20 protein-coding genes are annotated in these 14,746 nt (G+C 44.5%); 3 read left to right on the forward strand and 17 right to left on the reverse strand.

Going from position 1 to position 14,746, the window contains the following annotated elements; translation table 11 throughout:
• Positions 1 to 93: 93 nt before the first annotated feature.
• Together B143_RS0107480 and B143_RS0107485 are read left to right on the forward strand one after the other, a co-directional pair.
• Positions 94 to 1,053 carry a biotin--[acetyl-CoA-carboxylase] ligase gene (locus B143_RS0107480; protein WP_018122803.1) on the forward strand — a complete coding sequence of 320 codons (960 nt, stop codon included), beginning with the start codon at positions 94 to 96 and terminating at the stop codon, positions 1,051 to 1,053.
• Entirely contained in the window at positions 1,046 to 1,789 is a 744-nt protein-coding gene (locus B143_RS0107485; protein ID WP_018122804.1) for a type III pantothenate kinase, read from the forward strand. Before B143_RS0107480 ends, B143_RS0107485 begins: the two co-directional genes overlap by 8 nt.
• On the opposite strand, the gene B143_RS0107490 is transcribed toward B143_RS0107485, so the two are convergent.
• Positions 1,790 to 2,254, reverse strand: a complete 465-nt coding sequence (locus B143_RS0107490) for a DUF1294 domain-containing protein (RefSeq protein ID WP_018122805.1) — start codon at positions 2,252 to 2,254, stop codon at positions 1,790 to 1,792. It abuts the gene before it with no gap.
• Positions 2,255 to 2,499: 245 nt separating this feature from the next.
• Between B143_RS0107490 and B143_RS0107495 the strand changes: the two genes are divergently transcribed.
• Entirely contained in the window at positions 2,500 to 3,015 is a 516-nt protein-coding gene (locus B143_RS0107495) for a Slp family lipoprotein (RefSeq protein WP_018122806.1), read from the forward strand.
• Here the strand turns inward: B143_RS0107495 and B143_RS0107500 are convergent.
• The 16 genes from B143_RS0107500 to B143_RS0107575 form a co-directional block, all read right to left on the reverse strand.
• On the reverse strand, positions 3,012 to 5,174 hold the full coding sequence (locus B143_RS0107500; RefSeq protein ID WP_018122807.1) for a primosomal protein N': 2,163 nt from the start codon (positions 5,172 to 5,174) through the stop codon (positions 3,012 to 3,014). The genes B143_RS0107495 and B143_RS0107500 overlap by 4 nt on opposite strands.
• A 1-nt stretch (position 5,175) precedes the next feature.
• Positions 5,176 to 6,174 (reverse strand): protease SohB, encoded by a 999-nt coding sequence (gene sohB, locus B143_RS0107505; protein ID WP_018122808.1) that lies wholly within the window; start codon positions 6,172 to 6,174, stop codon positions 5,176 to 5,178.
• A gap of 79 nt (positions 6,175 to 6,253) precedes the next feature.
• Complete coding sequence (locus B143_RS0107510) at positions 6,254 to 7,078, reverse strand: peptidylprolyl isomerase (protein WP_018122809.1); 825 nt, start codon at positions 7,076 to 7,078, stop codon at positions 6,254 to 6,256.
• Between the two features lie 10 nt (positions 7,079 to 7,088).
• Entirely contained in the window at positions 7,089 to 7,358 is a 270-nt protein-coding gene (locus tag B143_RS0107515) for a BolA family protein (RefSeq protein ID WP_018122810.1), read from the reverse strand.
• Between the two features lie 2 nt (positions 7,359 to 7,360).
• Positions 7,361 to 7,936, reverse strand: a complete 576-nt coding sequence (locus tag B143_RS0107520; RefSeq protein WP_008315560.1) for an inner membrane-spanning protein YciB — start codon at positions 7,934 to 7,936, stop codon at positions 7,361 to 7,363.
• Positions 7,923 to 8,864 (reverse strand): ACP S-malonyltransferase, encoded by a 942-nt coding sequence (fabD, locus tag B143_RS0107525; protein WP_416236265.1) that lies wholly within the window; start codon positions 8,862 to 8,864, stop codon positions 7,923 to 7,925. Before fabD ends, B143_RS0107520 begins: the two co-directional genes overlap by 14 nt.
• 17 nt (positions 8,865 to 8,881) lie before the next feature.
• Complete coding sequence (locus B143_RS0107530; RefSeq protein ID WP_018122811.1) at positions 8,882 to 9,835, reverse strand: beta-ketoacyl-ACP synthase III; 954 nt, start codon at positions 9,833 to 9,835, stop codon at positions 8,882 to 8,884.
• A gap of 3 nt (positions 9,836 to 9,838) precedes the next feature.
• The gene (gene plsX / locus B143_RS0107535) at positions 9,839 to 10,894 is read right to left on the reverse strand and encodes a phosphate acyltransferase PlsX (RefSeq protein WP_018122812.1); all 1,056 of its coding nucleotides are present in this window, start codon (positions 10,892 to 10,894) and stop codon (positions 9,839 to 9,841) included.
• A gap of 86 nt (positions 10,895 to 10,980) precedes the next feature.
• Positions 10,981 to 11,175: a 50S ribosomal protein L32 gene (rpmF, locus tag B143_RS0107540; RefSeq protein ID WP_008315565.1), complete on the reverse strand. Its 195-nt coding sequence runs from the start codon at positions 11,173 to 11,175 to the stop codon at positions 10,981 to 10,983.
• A gap of 33 nt (positions 11,176 to 11,208) precedes the next feature.
• Positions 11,209 to 11,709 (reverse strand): YceD family protein, encoded by a 501-nt coding sequence (locus tag B143_RS0107545; protein WP_233491555.1) that lies wholly within the window; start codon positions 11,707 to 11,709, stop codon positions 11,209 to 11,211.
• A gap of 73 nt (positions 11,710 to 11,782) precedes the next feature.
• Positions 11,783 to 12,268, reverse strand: coding sequence for a cyclic pyranopterin monophosphate synthase MoaC (gene moaC, locus B143_RS0107550; RefSeq protein ID WP_008315569.1), 486 nt, complete (start codon positions 12,266 to 12,268; stop codon positions 11,783 to 11,785).
• Entirely contained in the window at positions 12,258 to 12,707 is a 450-nt protein-coding gene (locus B143_RS0107555) for a YcgN family cysteine cluster protein (RefSeq protein ID WP_018122813.1), read from the reverse strand. Before B143_RS0107555 ends, moaC begins: the two co-directional genes overlap by 11 nt.
• Positions 12,700 to 13,689 carry a YihY/virulence factor BrkB family protein gene (locus B143_RS0107560; protein WP_018122814.1) on the reverse strand — a complete coding sequence of 330 codons (990 nt, stop codon included), beginning with the start codon at positions 13,687 to 13,689 and terminating at the stop codon, positions 12,700 to 12,702. Before B143_RS0107560 ends, B143_RS0107555 begins: the two co-directional genes overlap by 8 nt.
• Entirely contained in the window at positions 13,686 to 14,096 is a 411-nt protein-coding gene (locus B143_RS0107565; RefSeq protein ID WP_018122815.1) for an HIT domain-containing protein, read from the reverse strand. The genes B143_RS0107560 and B143_RS0107565 overlap by 4 nt, the downstream gene beginning before the upstream one ends.
• Positions 14,096 to 14,386: a cell division protein ZapA gene (locus B143_RS0107570; protein WP_018122816.1), complete on the reverse strand. Its 291-nt coding sequence runs from the start codon at positions 14,384 to 14,386 to the stop codon at positions 14,096 to 14,098. Before B143_RS0107570 ends, B143_RS0107565 begins: the two co-directional genes overlap by 1 nt.
• Positions 14,387 to 14,395: 9 nt before the next feature.
• Positions 14,396 to 14,734 (reverse strand): hypothetical protein, encoded by a 339-nt coding sequence (locus B143_RS0107575; protein ID WP_008315574.1) that lies wholly within the window; start codon positions 14,732 to 14,734, stop codon positions 14,396 to 14,398.
• Between the last annotated feature and the right edge of the window lie 12 nt (positions 14,735 to 14,746).

Genomic DNA, 14,746 nt, shown 5'->3' on the forward strand with positions numbered 1-14,746 from the left:
TTTTCTGTAGTTTTCTTCAGCTAAGACAGATGTAGTGACACAGAGAAAAGTGCTTGTTGGCACTTTTTTCTTTTATTGACTGTAGAAAAATTTATGTCCCCACTTGCAAAAGAACTCTTTTACTTGCTTCAAACCGGCGAATTACACAGTGGCGAAGCCTTAGCGCAGCGCTTTAATGTGACGCGCCAAGCCATTTGGAAAGCCATCAATGAGCTCAAAAGTAGCCACCTTGTTGAAACCATTGGCCGACAAGGTTATAAAGCGCGTTTTCCCTACATTCCTTTAAATCGTGATGCGATTTTAAGCCGCTTGCCTTCTGGCACCATTGACGATGTCATTGTGCTGTTAGATGTCGGTTCCACCAATGAAGAGATTGCAAAATTACCCCTCAATCAATCACTGGTGATGGTCAGCGAGATGCAATCGCAAGGTCGCGGTCGCAATGGCAAAGTGTGGATTTCCCCTTTAGCGCGCAATCTCTATTTTTCGATGCGCATCCAATTTAAAGCGCAAGCCCTTGCCAATCTCACAAGCTTTAGCCCTGCACTTGGCATTCAATTGGTGGAATATTTACAGCGCCAAAATGTGCCCGCGAAAATCAAATGGCCGAATGACATTTGGGTCGATGGCGCAAAATTGGCGGGAATTTTGATCGAAACGCACGCAAGATCAGAGCACGATGTGGAGATGATCATTGGCATTGGCCTCAATAACTTACCGCTTGCCGATGACAGCGTGACACAAAATCGCCCCACTTCCATTTATGAAGTGCTTGGTCACTCTTTAGACCGCAACCAAATTATTGTTGATTTTATTGAGATCATCTCTAAACTCAGAGATGATTATGAGTCCTTCAATGTGCCCAATATCGTTGAGCAATGGAACCACAACAGCGCCCTGTATCATCAAAAAGTGCGCCTGTTCTCTCCACTGCGCGAAATTATTGGGACAGAAGTGGGCATTGCAGATAACGGTGCGCTTCTGATTCAACATGAAGATGATACTGTTTCGCACTATTTTTCCGGAGAGCTTTCGCTGCGTGCCTATGCCTAAATTTCTGTTTGATTGTGGTAACACTTGCATTAAATTCGCCTTATATGACGAGGCAAATGGGTTATCGGATCATCAATTTTTAGATTATGCGGCGCTGCCGACGTTCATTCCGCAGCTTTTTGAGGCGTATCCTAAGCCAGACAACATTAAAATTGCTTCCGTCACACAAAAAGAGCGCCTGCATCTGCTTGTGGAAATTCTCAAAGAGAATACGGATTTAGAGCCTGTGATTGCAACATCACAAGCCTCTGCCCTTGGCGTTACGAATACTTATTATGAGCCGAAAGCACTTGGCGTGGATCGTTGGTTGGCTCTCATTGCCGCTTGGGATCTCTATCATCAATCTTCTTTGGTGATAGATTTGGGCACAGCGCTTACGGTTGATCATTTAACCGCAGAAGGGGAATTTGAAGGTGGCATGATTTTGCCTGGCATTAAATCCCTGCGCGATGCCCTCATTAAAGATACGGCGATTCGCGACATTACAGATTTACCCTACACCAGTGAATTAGGGCACAATACAAGCTTATGCATCTCTTCAGGCATTCATTACGCGATTGTCGGCTCAGTGCTCGCGCTGTATCAAACATTGCCGCACATTGAAGCCATTGTATTATCCGGTGGCCGCGCAGAATGGCTTAAATCCATTCTGACGCCTGTATTGCCACCAAATACGCAGTTTTATGTCCATAAGCACTTAGTGCTCGAAGGTTTAGTGCGCTTTGAAGAGGCGTGATCACTTCGCCCATTCAATGGTGCCATTAGGCATCGAAAATTCATAACCTTGCGCTGGTTGTTTTTCCCACACACGTAAATTGTCAGGCAAATTGAGATTCACAAACTCCACGATGGTTTGAATGCCTTGCATTTTAAAGAATAAAACGTCTGACCAAAACAGTAAATGCAATGTCACAATGCCCCAAAATACCACTTGATAACTCACCTTGCGAGTTTTATGGCGATAAAACCATTGCGCCCAAAATGCTGTCACCCAACCACCGAATAACTCAAAAAGGTGTAGCGTGTTTTCTGCCACGCGCCATTGTTCTGTACGGGCTGCTTTCTTATCTTTTGCGTATAAAATCAGCGTAATGACGCTCGCAACGCCATACACAATCGGTAACCATGTGATGCCATACTGAACATAAAAGGTGTAAACGCCCGCACTTGTCACGGTCAATGCGCACAGATAATAAATCATTTTTAATGCATTGCTCAACAAGCGTTTAGGCTTTACTGGTGGCGAAGCGCGTCTATTTTGCCCATAAGTTGCGCGATTTGAGCGTTGATTGTATGGTCTTCTATTTGTGTGGTTTGATGGTTCGTTTCTCATAGTTTGTGCATGATTGTTAGAATTTTAAACGCACCACTATACCATTGACGCCGTTTTTTGCATAAATTTGCTATGATGGAATTCTCTCATGAATTGATTCATAAGGTGACAGCATGAAAAAATATTGGCTCATCGCAACCCTGTTACTCTTACAAGGCTGTGCTTCAAATTTCTTAGTCAATCAAGCAAATGCAAGCAACGCACTGCGTTATGAGGCGATCGCTGATCTCCCGAAAAAAGAGGTGATCGGACAAATGGCTTATCTTGGCGGGCAGATCGTCACCATTGATCGTGCTAAGCGACAAATTGAGCTTGTGGCACGGCACATCAATGCTTCAGGTTACCCAGAAGCCGGCACCAATCAACAAAATGCACGCATTTTTGTGAACATTCCAATGTCTGTGCAAATCAACTTTTATGATCTCACCATTGGTGATCGCTTAGCAGCACTTGGCCCTGTCAAAGAAGTGCAATCACTAGACATTGCCGGCAACCCGATGACAATTGTCGAGATGACCGCCGATGATTACCGCACATGGACCAATCAACGCTTTGAGCCTTGGGATGATGATCCTTGGCTTTGGGGTCCACGTTTTGGGCCGCGCTATTATCGCCCTTGGTACAACTAATCAAAATCCCAAGGATCAATCTCACAAAAATGGCGAATGTGGCTTGGCAACTGCTGAGCCGCCACTGCCATCACATAATCAATCCATTGATGCAGCACTCGGCGATCCGCACTTTGCAGCACCACATAAAAACGATAAAAATTCTGCCGTTTTGACAAAGCATTCGGATAAACGGGCGTGATGGTGATGGGGCAATTTTGCCCTTCAATGAAGGCCATCAATGCTTCAAAGCGCCGCAATGTTTCGGCTTCATTCACCCCTTCCACCTGAAACAATGCTTGATGGGCAAAGGGTGGAAACTCAAAGTCTTCACGCTGCGCCAATAAAGTTTTGGCAAATTTGCCATATCCCACTTTCGCAAGCTCTGTAAACAGTGCATGATCGGGAAAATGGGTTTGAATCATCACGCGGCCATGAGACACATCGCGCCCTGCTCTGCCTGAGACTTGCATTAACGTTTGCGCCAATTTCTCTTCCGCACGAAAGTCAGACGAATACAAAATGCCATCAATATCCAGCATGCCCACCAAGGTCACTTTTGCAAAGTCATGACCTTTCGCAATCATTTGTGTGCCGATGATGATGTCTGCTGTGCCATCGATCACATCATTCACAGCCGCCGCAAAGGCATTTTTTGTGCGCAGCTGATCACGATCAAAGCGCACCACATTCGCCTGCGGAAATGCATCAGACAATGCTTTTTCAATGCGCTCCGTGCCTTGCCCCATCATTTTTAACAGATGGCTGTCACACGATGGACACGTCTGCGGTAAACGTTCACGGTGCCCACAATGATGGCAGCGCAAACTGTGGGATTTTCGGTACACCGTCAAACGGTATTGGCATGCCGTACACTCTGGCACCCAACCGCAGGATTCACACATCAATACAGGCGAATAACCACGACGATTGATATAAATGATCACCTGCTCTTTGCGCGCTAATGTCTCTTCAATGGCATCTAACAGCTCAGAGGACAAGCCATCCATCACCATCGCTTCATTCATGTCCACAACTGACCATTTTGGCGGTGCACCTTTTGCTCGCGAAGCTAAGGATAGATGCTGATAACGTCCGCGTGCCACATTATTCACCGTTTCTAAAATGGGGGTCGCTGAACCGAGCATAATGGGAATCTTTAAAAAATGGGCACGCGTAATGGCAGCATCATGAGCAGAATAACGCACCGTATCACGCTGACGATAAGAGCCATCATGCTCTTCATCAATGATGATGAGCCCTAAATTATCAAACGGCGTAAAGAGCGCTGAGCGTGTGCCAATCACCAACGGCACCGTATGATGGCGCGCTGCCTCCCACGCTGCCATTTTTTGCGTTTCATTGACCTCAGAATGCACCACCACAAACGGAATGTTTAAAATGCGTTCCACACGCTCAATGAATTGCGGCGTTAGGCCAATTTCTGGCACTAAAATCAGCACTTGCTGCCCTGCGGCTAAAACTTTTTTCACCCATTCTAAATAAACAGCCGTTTTCCCTGAGCCTGTCACGCCTTCTAATACCGTGGTGGAAAATTGTTTCAGCTGTAATGCATCGACGGCCGTTTGCTGCTCAGTATTAAGCACATATGGCAAGGGAGGAAAGGCATGATTTGAATGATCCACCGCTGGCGCATACGCCGATTGATGAATGATGACGCCTTCATCTAACAACAATTTCTCATGGGATTTAAGTGCACTGTGCGCTTTAAAAAACGCTGTGCGTTCAATGGGCACTACAGGACTGAGCGTTTCTAACAGCGTCACTTTTGCAGTTTTGCCCGCATTGTTCGCCATCCATGTTTGATACTGCTCACTGAGTGTCAGAAGCGTCACGACGCTGCGCTGATAGAGCTCAAGCTTACGGAGCTTTTGTGGGAGCATCATGCGGTACACAAGCCCAATGGGCGCATGATAATAGTTGGCAATCCATTGCCCAAGGCGCAATAAATCCTCGGTAAACGCGGCAGATTCATCCAAGCATTCTGCTGTTTTAAGCCGATCATATTCGCTTTTTTCAACCGTGCCCACCACAATGCCCACCACGCGCCGTGGACCAAAGAGCACATTCACACGATGACCAATGGGCGCTGTTTCCACCGCCATTTCATAATCAAAGAGCGAATACAGCGGGCATGGCACCGCAACTTGAACAATCATATCAGTACGAAAAACGCGATTGTAATTTCGCCAACATCTTCAACATGCCGCTGCGTAGGCTTTTACGCTCCACATACGCCACATGAATCACGCGAAAATCTGTCAATTTCGACAATAAATAATCATCACTGGTTTGCAACGCATCCACAAGGTTTAAATTCAATGCTTGAGAACCGAGCCAATGTTCACCCGTAGCAATTTTCTCAATGTCCACTTGTGGGCGATGCTTGGCCACATACTCTTTGAAAATTACATGCACATCTTCTAGCTCTTCTTTGAACTTCTCGCGCCCTTCTTCTGTGTTTTCGCCAAACATCGTAACGGTGCGTTTATATTTACCGGCTGTGAATTGCTCATAATCAATGTTGTATTTTTCCAATAAGCGATGGAAATTTGGCAACTGCGCCACAACGCCAATGGAACCGATGATGGCAAACGGTGCCGCCACAATGCGATCCGCCACACATGCCATTAAATAGCCGCCGCTGGCTGCCACTTCATCCACCGCAACCGTTAAATTGAGTTGTTTGGCAGAAAAGCGTTCAAGCTGCGCTGCGGCTAAACCATAACCATTCACAACGCCACCTGGGCTTGTCAAACGCACCAACACTTCATCCTCAGCTTTTGCCACACTGAGCACGGCATTCACTTCTTGCTTTAAGTTTTGTGCAGCGTGTGCAGCGGTATCACCATCAAAATCGATCACAAAGAGCTTAGGTTGTGGTTTTTTCTCAGAGTCGGCCGCTTCTTGCGATTTTTTCCAAAACTGCCACCATTTTTTATGTGGCTTTTGTAGATCCTCTACCGCTTCATCCTCAATCAAATCTTGATAAGATGCTTTTAATTCTTCAAAAGCATCTGAGAGATCATCAAACTGAATCTCCCCTTTTTTCTTTTTTAAATCACGGCCACTTTTGAGCACAATCAAAATCATCACCAATGCCACAACAATGGTGGTGAGCTTTAGGAAAAATAAAAAATAGTTGGCTAAAAAATCCACTCGCTGCTCCTTGTGTTATTCAATAAAAAAGCCCAAATCAAGGATTCAGGCTTTTCGGTGTCATTGACTCAAGCAATGCTTATTGCGCTTTATACTCGATTTTAATTTTTTGCTGAATCGCTTCAATTTTATCACGAAGCTTTTGCTCTGTGAGGGATTCTTTGATGCGATCTTTAGACTCATCTAAAGTGGCTACAGGGGTTTCACGCACTTCTTCTAAATTGATGATGTGGTAACCAAACTGTGTTTTCACAGGTTCAGCTGACACCTCACCTGGCTTCATGGTTTGTAACGCTTCACCAAATTCAGGCACCATCACTTGTGCACGGAACCAACCAAGTTCACCGCCATTTGCTTTTGAGCCCGGATCTTTAGAGTATTTCTTCGCAGCCTCTGCAAAAGACAAAGATTTTTTCTTCGCTTTTAACTCAGCAAGCACTTTATCGGCTTCTTCTTTTGAATCCACTAAAATGTGCGCCGCGCGATACTCATTTTTATCAAGGGCTTTGACTTGTTTGTCATATTCAGCTTTCATTTCATCATCTGAGATCTGAATGCTGTCTAATGTTTTTTTCAAATACGCTTGGGATAAACCTAAACGCTCTGCATGTTCGATGAATTTTTTATACTCAGGGGTTTCATCTAACTGTTCTTTTTTCGCTTTAGCGGCCAATTTTTCTTGCAATGCATATTGTGCAATCAAATCATTGAGCTGCTGTGAGTTTTGTAAAAAAGATAAATCATCCGTACCCACAACCGGTTCAATGGCTGCTTGAAACGCTGCTTTAGACAAAGGCTTACCATCAACAATCGCCACAGGATCTGGCACTTCGAATGTTTGGGCAAAGCTTGCGCCTACAAAACTGCTCATTACCAATGCTGCACTAATCAATGTTTTTTTCATAATCATGTCCTTATTCTGTCGGAACGGTTGCATCAATACTCAATGCGTGGATGTCGCTGTCCATCATTGACGCTAACGCTGCATAGACCATTCTGTGACGTTTGATGGGGGTTTGCCCAATAAATGCACGCGAACAGATCTTCACAGAGAAGTGGCCTGCACCATTTTGTGCGCCAGCATGTCCTGCATGATGGTGGCTATCATCCTCAATTTCAAGGAACTCTGGGGATAAATTTTCACGAAGTAACGCTTCAATGCGCTCAACTCTTTGAACATTCATGCTTATGACTCCTTTGCTTGATTGTGTTTTTTGTTCTCACGGTAAAGATAACCGATCATCACCAATGAGAAAATTGTGGCTAAAATTGGGCCAATCACGGTTTTGTAGAGCACCCAACCTTCATTTGACACATTCATCACCACCAATGCAGTGTTAATGAGCCCGCTGATGAAGAAATAGGTCATCCAAATCAAGTTTTGTTTGAGCCAAACATGATCAGGAATATTGAGCTCTAAATGCTTGGCAAAGAAGTATTTAAATGGCATCGTTTTAGAAAAATACATCACCAACAAAGCAATACAGAGCACTGCATTGATCACCGTTGGCCGCCATTTAATGAAGGCTTCATTGTCAAAATAGACCGTCAAACCTGAAAACAATAACAAGCTGATCAGCATGCCCCAAGTTTTCATATTCGTTTGACGATAACACACAACGCAAGCTGCAGCCGCAACAATTGCGCTGATGAGTAGAACTTTCGTGGCAAAAATTAAATCTTTACCACCAAAAAAGAATGCTGCTAAAAATGCAACCGATGTTGCACCGAGGGCAATTTGTGGAATATTAATTCGACGCAAAATTCTCTACAACCTCATTCAATGTTGCTTCACTGTCAATGTTATAAGAGGTGAGCCCCTTATCAATGCGCTTATTTAAGCCTGTTAATACTTTACCTGGGCCACATTCAACTAAACGCGTCACACCAGCTTTGGCCATCGCTTCGATGGTTTCTGTCCAGCGCACTGGTTGATACAGCTGCTCAATTAAGCACGTTTTAATGGTTTGTGCATCTGTGTGGCTTTGTACGTCCACATTGTGTAAGACTGCAATGCTTGGTGCATTAAAAGTCAATGCTGCCATGTCCACAGCTAAACGATCTGCCGCAGGTTTCATCAGCATACAATGAGAAGGCACAGACACAGGCAATGGCATCGCTTTACGTGCGCCTTTTTCTTTGGCCAAAACACTTGCGCGTTCAACCGCAGCAGCTGTACCTGCAATCACCACTTGACCGGGTGAGTTAAAATTCACCGCTGATAAAACATCGCCATGGGCCGCTTCTTCACACAAGGCAACCACTGCGGCATCATCCATGCCTAAAATCGCAGCCATTGCGCCTTCACCTGGTTGCACGGCTTCTTGCATGTATGATGCACGTTTAGACACCAATTGCACAGCATCTTTAAACGATAAAACGCCTGCCGCCACCATCGCTGAGTATTCACCTAAGCTGTGACCGGCTAAAAATTGTGGACGAACTTCTGTGGATTCACACCACAAGCGCCACAATGCAATGCTCACCGTTAAAATAGCCGGTTGCGTGATCACAGTTTTGCTCAATTCTTCTTTTGAGCCTTCCAAAATAATGGTGCTTAAATCAAAGCCCAATGCTTCGTTTGCTTCTGCTAACGTTGCAGCCACCACAGGATGATCTTTCACATCACTGAGCATGCCTTCTGTTTGTGAGCCTTGTCCTGGAAAAATAAAAGCCAAATCATTTTGAATCATAAAAACCTCTTGTATTACATGCGAATGAGGGCAGAACCCCAAGTGAACCCGCCGCCAAATGCTTCTAATAAAACCAATTGTCCTTCTTTGACGCGACCATCACGGCGCGCCGCATCTAATGCCAATGGAATGCTCGCTGCGGATGTATTCGCATGCTGATCCACAGTGATGACGATTTTACTGGAATCTAAGCCCATTTTTTTCGCCGTCGCATTGATGATGCGAAGGTTGGCTTGATGCGGAATCAACCAATCCACTTCGCTTGGGTCAATATTGTTGTGCGTCAATGTTTCGGAGACAATTTGATGCAATTTAGAGACCGCGTGCTTAAACACTTCGCTGCCCTTCATTTGTACATACGGATTACCATCCACATCATCGACATACGGACGATCCACCATCAATAAATCTGCATGGCGACCATCGGAATGGATGTGTGTGGACAATACGCCAGCGGTTTCGCTCGCCTCTAAGATAATGGCTGCTGCCCCATCACCGAACAACACGCAAGTTGAGCGATCATCCCAGTTCAATAAGCGTGAATAGACCTCAGTTCCGATCACTAAGGCACGTGTTGCTGAACCGGCTTTGATGAAATTATCCGCAACACTCAAGGCATAAATAAAACCTGAACATGCTGCGGTGACATCAAATGCAGGTGCAAAATGGTTGCCTAACTCTGCTTGGATCAATGTTGCAGTCGATGGATACACTTTATCGGGTGTGGAAGTTGCCACAACGATTAAATCAATGTCCTCTGCGCTCAAACCTGCATTTTCTAATGCAGAACGCGCCGCATTGGCACCAAAACTTGTCGCTGTTTCGCCTTCCTCTGCGATGTAGCGCTGATGAATCCCTGTACGCTCTACAATCCAGTCATGACTTGTTTCAATCTTTTTTGCTAAGTCATGATTGGTGACCACGTTGTTTGGCAAGTAGTGACCTGTTCCAATAATCTTAGAGTACATGCTTTAACCTTTAACTTGTTCCGAATCGGATGTTATACCATCTTCCACTGAAAATTGCTTCTCGATCTTGCCCACAACGTCCTGATCTGCAAGCTTGATGGCAATATTGATGGCATTGGCAAATGAAATGCGATCGGCATTTCCATGAGATTTAACCACGATACCACGTAACCCTAATAAACTCGCGCCATTATAATTGCGCGGATCCACTTTGCTCTTTAAAGAACGCAAGACAGGCTTTGAAATCAAGGCTGCCATTTTCGTGAAGATGTTCTGTTTATAGGAGGCTTCTAAATACTTCGCCACCAATTTGCATGAGCCTTCCAATGTTTTTAATGCCACATTGCCCGAAAAACCATCACAAACGACAACGTCTACATCATCAAAGAAGATGCCATCACCTTCCACAAAACCAATGTAGTTAACATCTGTATTTTGTAATAATTTCGCAGTTTCGCGCACTAAACTGTTGCCCTTAATGGCTTCTGAGCCAATGTTAAGGAGCGCCACTTTAGGGTTTTCATTCTTATCCACAGCCGTTGCAATGAGCGAACCCATCATGGCAAATTGCTGTAAATGTTTTGGTTCTTCATCCACATTTGCCCCTAAATCGAGCATATGCACATGTTTATAAGGCGAACGAATCGATGGCAACACCGTACAAATCGCAGGACGATCAATTCCGGGCATCGTTTTTAACACAAAACGCGCCGTCGCCATTAAAGCCCCAGTATTACCCGCTGATACACATGCCATCGCTTGACCATTTTTCACTAAGTTAATGGCCACACGCATTGAAGAATCTTTTTTGTTCTTAAGCGCACTTTGCGGTTGTTCATCCATCGCCACCACTTCGCTTGCGTGATGAATCACGATGCGTCCTGAGGTCACCATAGGATGATTGCCAATGTGCGCTTTTAACTGCTCTTCTTGCCCAACGGCAATCACAGTCAGTTGATCATGTTCTGTAACAGTTGAAATAACGGCAGGCAATAGCTCGGCTAAGCCTTTATCGCCACTCATTACATCCACTGCAATCGTAATTTTTTGATTAAGCACCGTACTATCCAATAGAATTATTTAATAAAAAAACCCACGCAAATGTACATTTACGTAGGTTTTACTTTATCAACAATTGAGCGTAATTACTCTACAGTTGGTACATTTTTATCAAAATTTAATACTTGGCGACCACGGTAAAAGCCGTTAGCAGTGATGTGGTGACGACGATGTAATTCACCGCTTGTCGCATCAGTGCTTAATTGTGCACTTGTTAAGAAGTCGTGTGCACGACGCATATTACGCTTTGAACGTGTTACTTTTGATTTCTGAACAGCCATGTCTATTTCCTCTTAAAATTTACTAAAGAAAAACTATTTTTTTAGTAATTCAGCAAGCTCTGCAAAAGGTTGTCTTGTTTCCTCTTGCGGTTGGAGCTTTTCTAAATAATCCTTTCCTTCGCAATCCTCATTTAGGTCATGCTTTGGCACTAAAGGTAAAGCTAATAATAGCTCGTCCTCTAATAGTTCTAAGAGATTCACATCATCTTCGTCAACTACTAAAATGGCCTCGTCATCGCCAATGAACTCTTGCTCAGACTCATCTTTGACAGGAATCCAGTGAATGGGCAAATCAAACTTTGTCTCGAAAGGTTCTAAACATCGTTGGCAAATTTGTGAAAGGGTCACTTCCACATTACCATTGATCTCTTTTTGCCCTAATGCATTGGTTTCACCTTGAATTCGAAAACGAATGGGCGAATCGACCGAATGCACTGCATCTCTCAATCGAGGAAAAAGCTCGACATCGAGCGCATCATCGTAAACCCGTCCTTCATTGACAGTTTTTCTGAGGGGAAACTCTGCGTATTTCACTTAAAATACCCTGCTAATATTCTCAAAAAAGATTGCTATTCTAATCTTTGCTGATTTTTTTGTCAAAAATTCTTCACTTTTCAGTGAGTTTATAGTGTCCGCTCTTGCCACCGATTTTTTCTAGGAGCTCGATTTGACTCAACACCATGGATTTATCCACAGCCTTTAGCATATCATAAACGGTCATTAAACCCACAGAAACTCCTGTGATGGCTTCCATTTCCACCCCAGTTTTGCCCACCGTTTCAGTTTGCACGATGATCTCTAAGGTGTTGCCTTCACACAACTCAAACTCAACAGACACATGCGTTAAAGGCAGCGGATGACACAGCGGAATCAACAATGATGTCTGTTTTGTGGCTTGAATCGCAGCAATGCGCGCAATGCCAAGCACATCCCCTTTTTTGCTCTCGCCTTGCGTTAAAGCTTTAAACGCCACATCATTCATGGTGATTTTGCCATGGGCGATGGCAATGCGCTTGGTGTCACTTTTTTCAGCAACATTAACCATATGGGCTTCGCCTGCTTGATTAAAGTGTGTTAATTCATCATGACTCACGGACCAAATCTCCTTCAATCACATAGTAATACAATGGCTTTTTCGCCGCTTTTTCGTGGATGAGGCGCTGCCCACAATCCACATATTCACGTACAGTGTCACGGCTACCGGTTAATAAATGGTGCCATTTTGGTAAAGGCTGATTGTGATAACGACGAATGTATGCGCAGCTCTCCGGCAACCATTCAATCTCTTGAATCATCTCATAAGTGAGCTTAATGCAATCGGGTACAAAGCGCTTACGATTGACATAATTGGTGCATTGGCAGCTTTTTAAGTCCAACAAATCACATGCCACGCGCGTGGTGTAGATGTCGCCGGTGTCAATGTCCTCAATTTTATTTAAGCAACATAAACCGCAGCCATCACACAATTGCTCCCATTCATCGCTGCTCAATGTCTCTAAAGGGGCTTCCCAAAAAGGTGTTTGCTTATCCAAGGGCTTTCTCCTTCTCTGTTGCAATCGATTGAACGATCCACTCTTCACCAAGTTTATCTTTTGGCGCAATGGTTAAAGTAATGCTTTGCGGTACACTTCGGCTTTGCTCACCCTCTTGCTTCATCAACTGCTGTGGATATTGCAACAAACAGGTCAAGCGGTTGCCCAACAAAATCACAAGCCACGTTAAATCCATCCAAATAAAGAAGAGAATCACACTGGCAAAACCTGAATAAATGCCAGAATATTTGCTCGATGTGGCAATAAAATCCGCAAAAACTTTACCCATAAAGTGCCAAGCAATCGCCGCCACTAAACCGCCAATCAACGCAGGGACAATCTTCACTTTTGCATTCGTCAGTAAAAAATAGACCGCTGAAATCACCAATGTCAACAATCCAATGGTGAGCCCTTCACTGGCATATTTTGTGAGCCACATCGGTACCGGCACTTGAAAAGCCTGCACAATCACCGTGCTTGAAATTAACGAAATGAGCGAGAAAATCAACACAGGACCAAAAAGCACCGCCACCAAATAATAGGCAAAACGCTGCGCAAAAGAACGATTTTTCTCAACACCCCACGCAGAGTTAAAGGCGCTTTCAATGGTGCTCATCAAACTCACCACCGTATAAAACAGCACCACAAAACCTATACTGCCAAGGAGCCCCACTTGCACATTGTCCACAAAGCCAATCAATGTATCCATCAATTGTGCATCGTGTAAACCAATGGCATCAAAGCCTTTATGAAGCATCGGCACAAATGTTTGATACACGCCAAAGCTTTTCAAAATGGAAAAACTCACCGCCATAAAAGGGACGATGGATAAAATCGTGGTGTAAGCTAAAGCTTGGGCTTGCGTGCGAATGCCCTCTTTAGAGACGCTCTCTAGCAAACGATACAATAAACGGCAACTCCATTTGAGCGGCGTATGTTCACCTTGCCACAGCCATGCATTGGCACGTTCAACTAACTTCATAACACCTCAACCAATGCCGCTTGTAATTTTTTCACTAAGGCCGCTGCCTCTGCTTCACTGTATGCAATCGGTGCACTGAATTTGCCCCAAATGGGATCTGGCCATGCAGCATCCGTTGCAAAACGCGCCACCACATGAATGTGCAATTGCTTGACCACATTGCCTAAATTCGCCACATTGAGTTTATCTGGGCTGAATAAGCCTTGCATCACGCGAGCGGTGAGCGCCATCTCACGCATGGCTTGTTGTTGATCCACTTCCGATAAATCAATGAGTTCAGCCACATCATCACGACGCGGCACCAAAACGAGCCACGGAAAACGCGACTCATTTTGTAAATAGACATTGCAAAGGGGCAATTCAGCCACAAAAAACGTGCTTTGCTCAATGCGGGCATCTAAAATCATTACCCTTCCTTTGTCATTAAGGCCGCATCTAATTTCTCATTGAGAGAATCTAAATGACCCACCCAACTTGAACGAATGTTTTCTAAATCCGCTTGTGCTTGCAGTAATTCATCCGATAAATGCAAGCCCACCATGATTGCCGCTTGCTCTGGGGACATTTTGCCACTTGCGCGCATGGCAGCTAAACGGCTGTCTAAGGCGGCGGCTGAGCGTTTTAAAGAATCCTCTTTGTCGGGCGGACAAGAGATTTTATAGTCGATGCCTAAAATGGTAATGGTAATCGGTTCCACGTTCTTCTCCTATTGAATGCCTAAAGACTCTAAACGGCTCATGATTTTTTTCAAATGGTTACTGAGCTCAACATTGCGCGATTGAATCTTTTCATTCTCCGCTTCTAAGGCTGCAATTTTCTCACTTGTTGAGGCTTCTAAAGCAGAGAGCTTTTCAGCCGATTCATGTTCAAACGCTGCCAATTTTGCGGCCGCATCGTGTTTTAATGATTCAATCGTCGCCACCGCTTCTGATTTATGCTCATTGAGGGTTGTGTTGAGCACCAACAATTCTGCGCGTAAGGTTTGATTTTCACCCAACAATTTAAACACTTTTGATTCTAATAACTTGAATTTCTCTTCGATCATTCTCATTTCCTT

This window comes from Wohlfahrtiimonas chitiniclastica DSM 18708, assembly GCF_000375345.1.
Lineage (GTDB): Bacteria > Pseudomonadota > Gammaproteobacteria > Cardiobacteriales > Wohlfahrtiimonadaceae > Wohlfahrtiimonas > Wohlfahrtiimonas chitiniclastica.

Coding starts and splice junctions, on each gene's coding strand:
- B143_RS0107480 (WP_018122803.1), top strand. CDS start 94: ATGTCCCCACTTGCAAAAGAACTCTTTTACTTGCTTCAAACCGGCGAA.
- B143_RS0107485 (WP_018122804.1), top strand. CDS start 1,046: ATGCCTAAATTTCTGTTTGATTGTGGTAACACTTGCATTAAATTCGCC.
- B143_RS0107490 (WP_018122805.1), bottom strand. CDS start 2,254: ATGATTTATTATCTGTGCGCATTGACCGTGACAAGTGCGGGCGTTTAC.
- B143_RS0107495 (WP_018122806.1), top strand. CDS start 2,500: ATGAAAAAATATTGGCTCATCGCAACCCTGTTACTCTTACAAGGCTGT.
- B143_RS0107500 (WP_018122807.1), bottom strand. CDS start 5,174: ATGATTGTTCAAGTTGCGGTGCCATGCCCGCTGTATTCGCTCTTTGAT.
- B143_RS0107510 (WP_018122809.1), bottom strand. CDS start 7,078: ATGAAAAAAACATTGATTAGTGCAGCATTGGTAATGAGCAGTTTTGTA.
- B143_RS0107515 (WP_018122810.1), bottom strand. CDS start 7,358: ATGAATGTTCAAAGAGTTGAGCGCATTGAAGCGTTACTTCGTGAAAAT.
- B143_RS0107530 (WP_018122811.1), bottom strand. CDS start 9,835: ATGTACTCTAAGATTATTGGAACAGGTCACTACTTGCCAAACAACGTG.
- rpmF (WP_008315565.1), bottom strand. CDS start 11,175: ATGGCTGTTCAGAAATCAAAAGTAACACGTTCAAAGCGTAATATGCGT.
- B143_RS0107560 (WP_018122814.1), bottom strand. CDS start 13,689: ATGAAGTTAGTTGAACGTGCCAATGCATGGCTGTGGCAAGGTGAACAT.
- B143_RS0107565 (WP_018122815.1), bottom strand. CDS start 14,096: ATGATTTTAGATGCCCGCATTGAGCAAAGCACGTTTTTTGTGGCTGAA.
- B143_RS0107575 (WP_008315574.1), bottom strand. CDS start 14,734: ATGATCGAAGAGAAATTCAAGTTATTAGAATCAAAAGTGTTTAAATTG.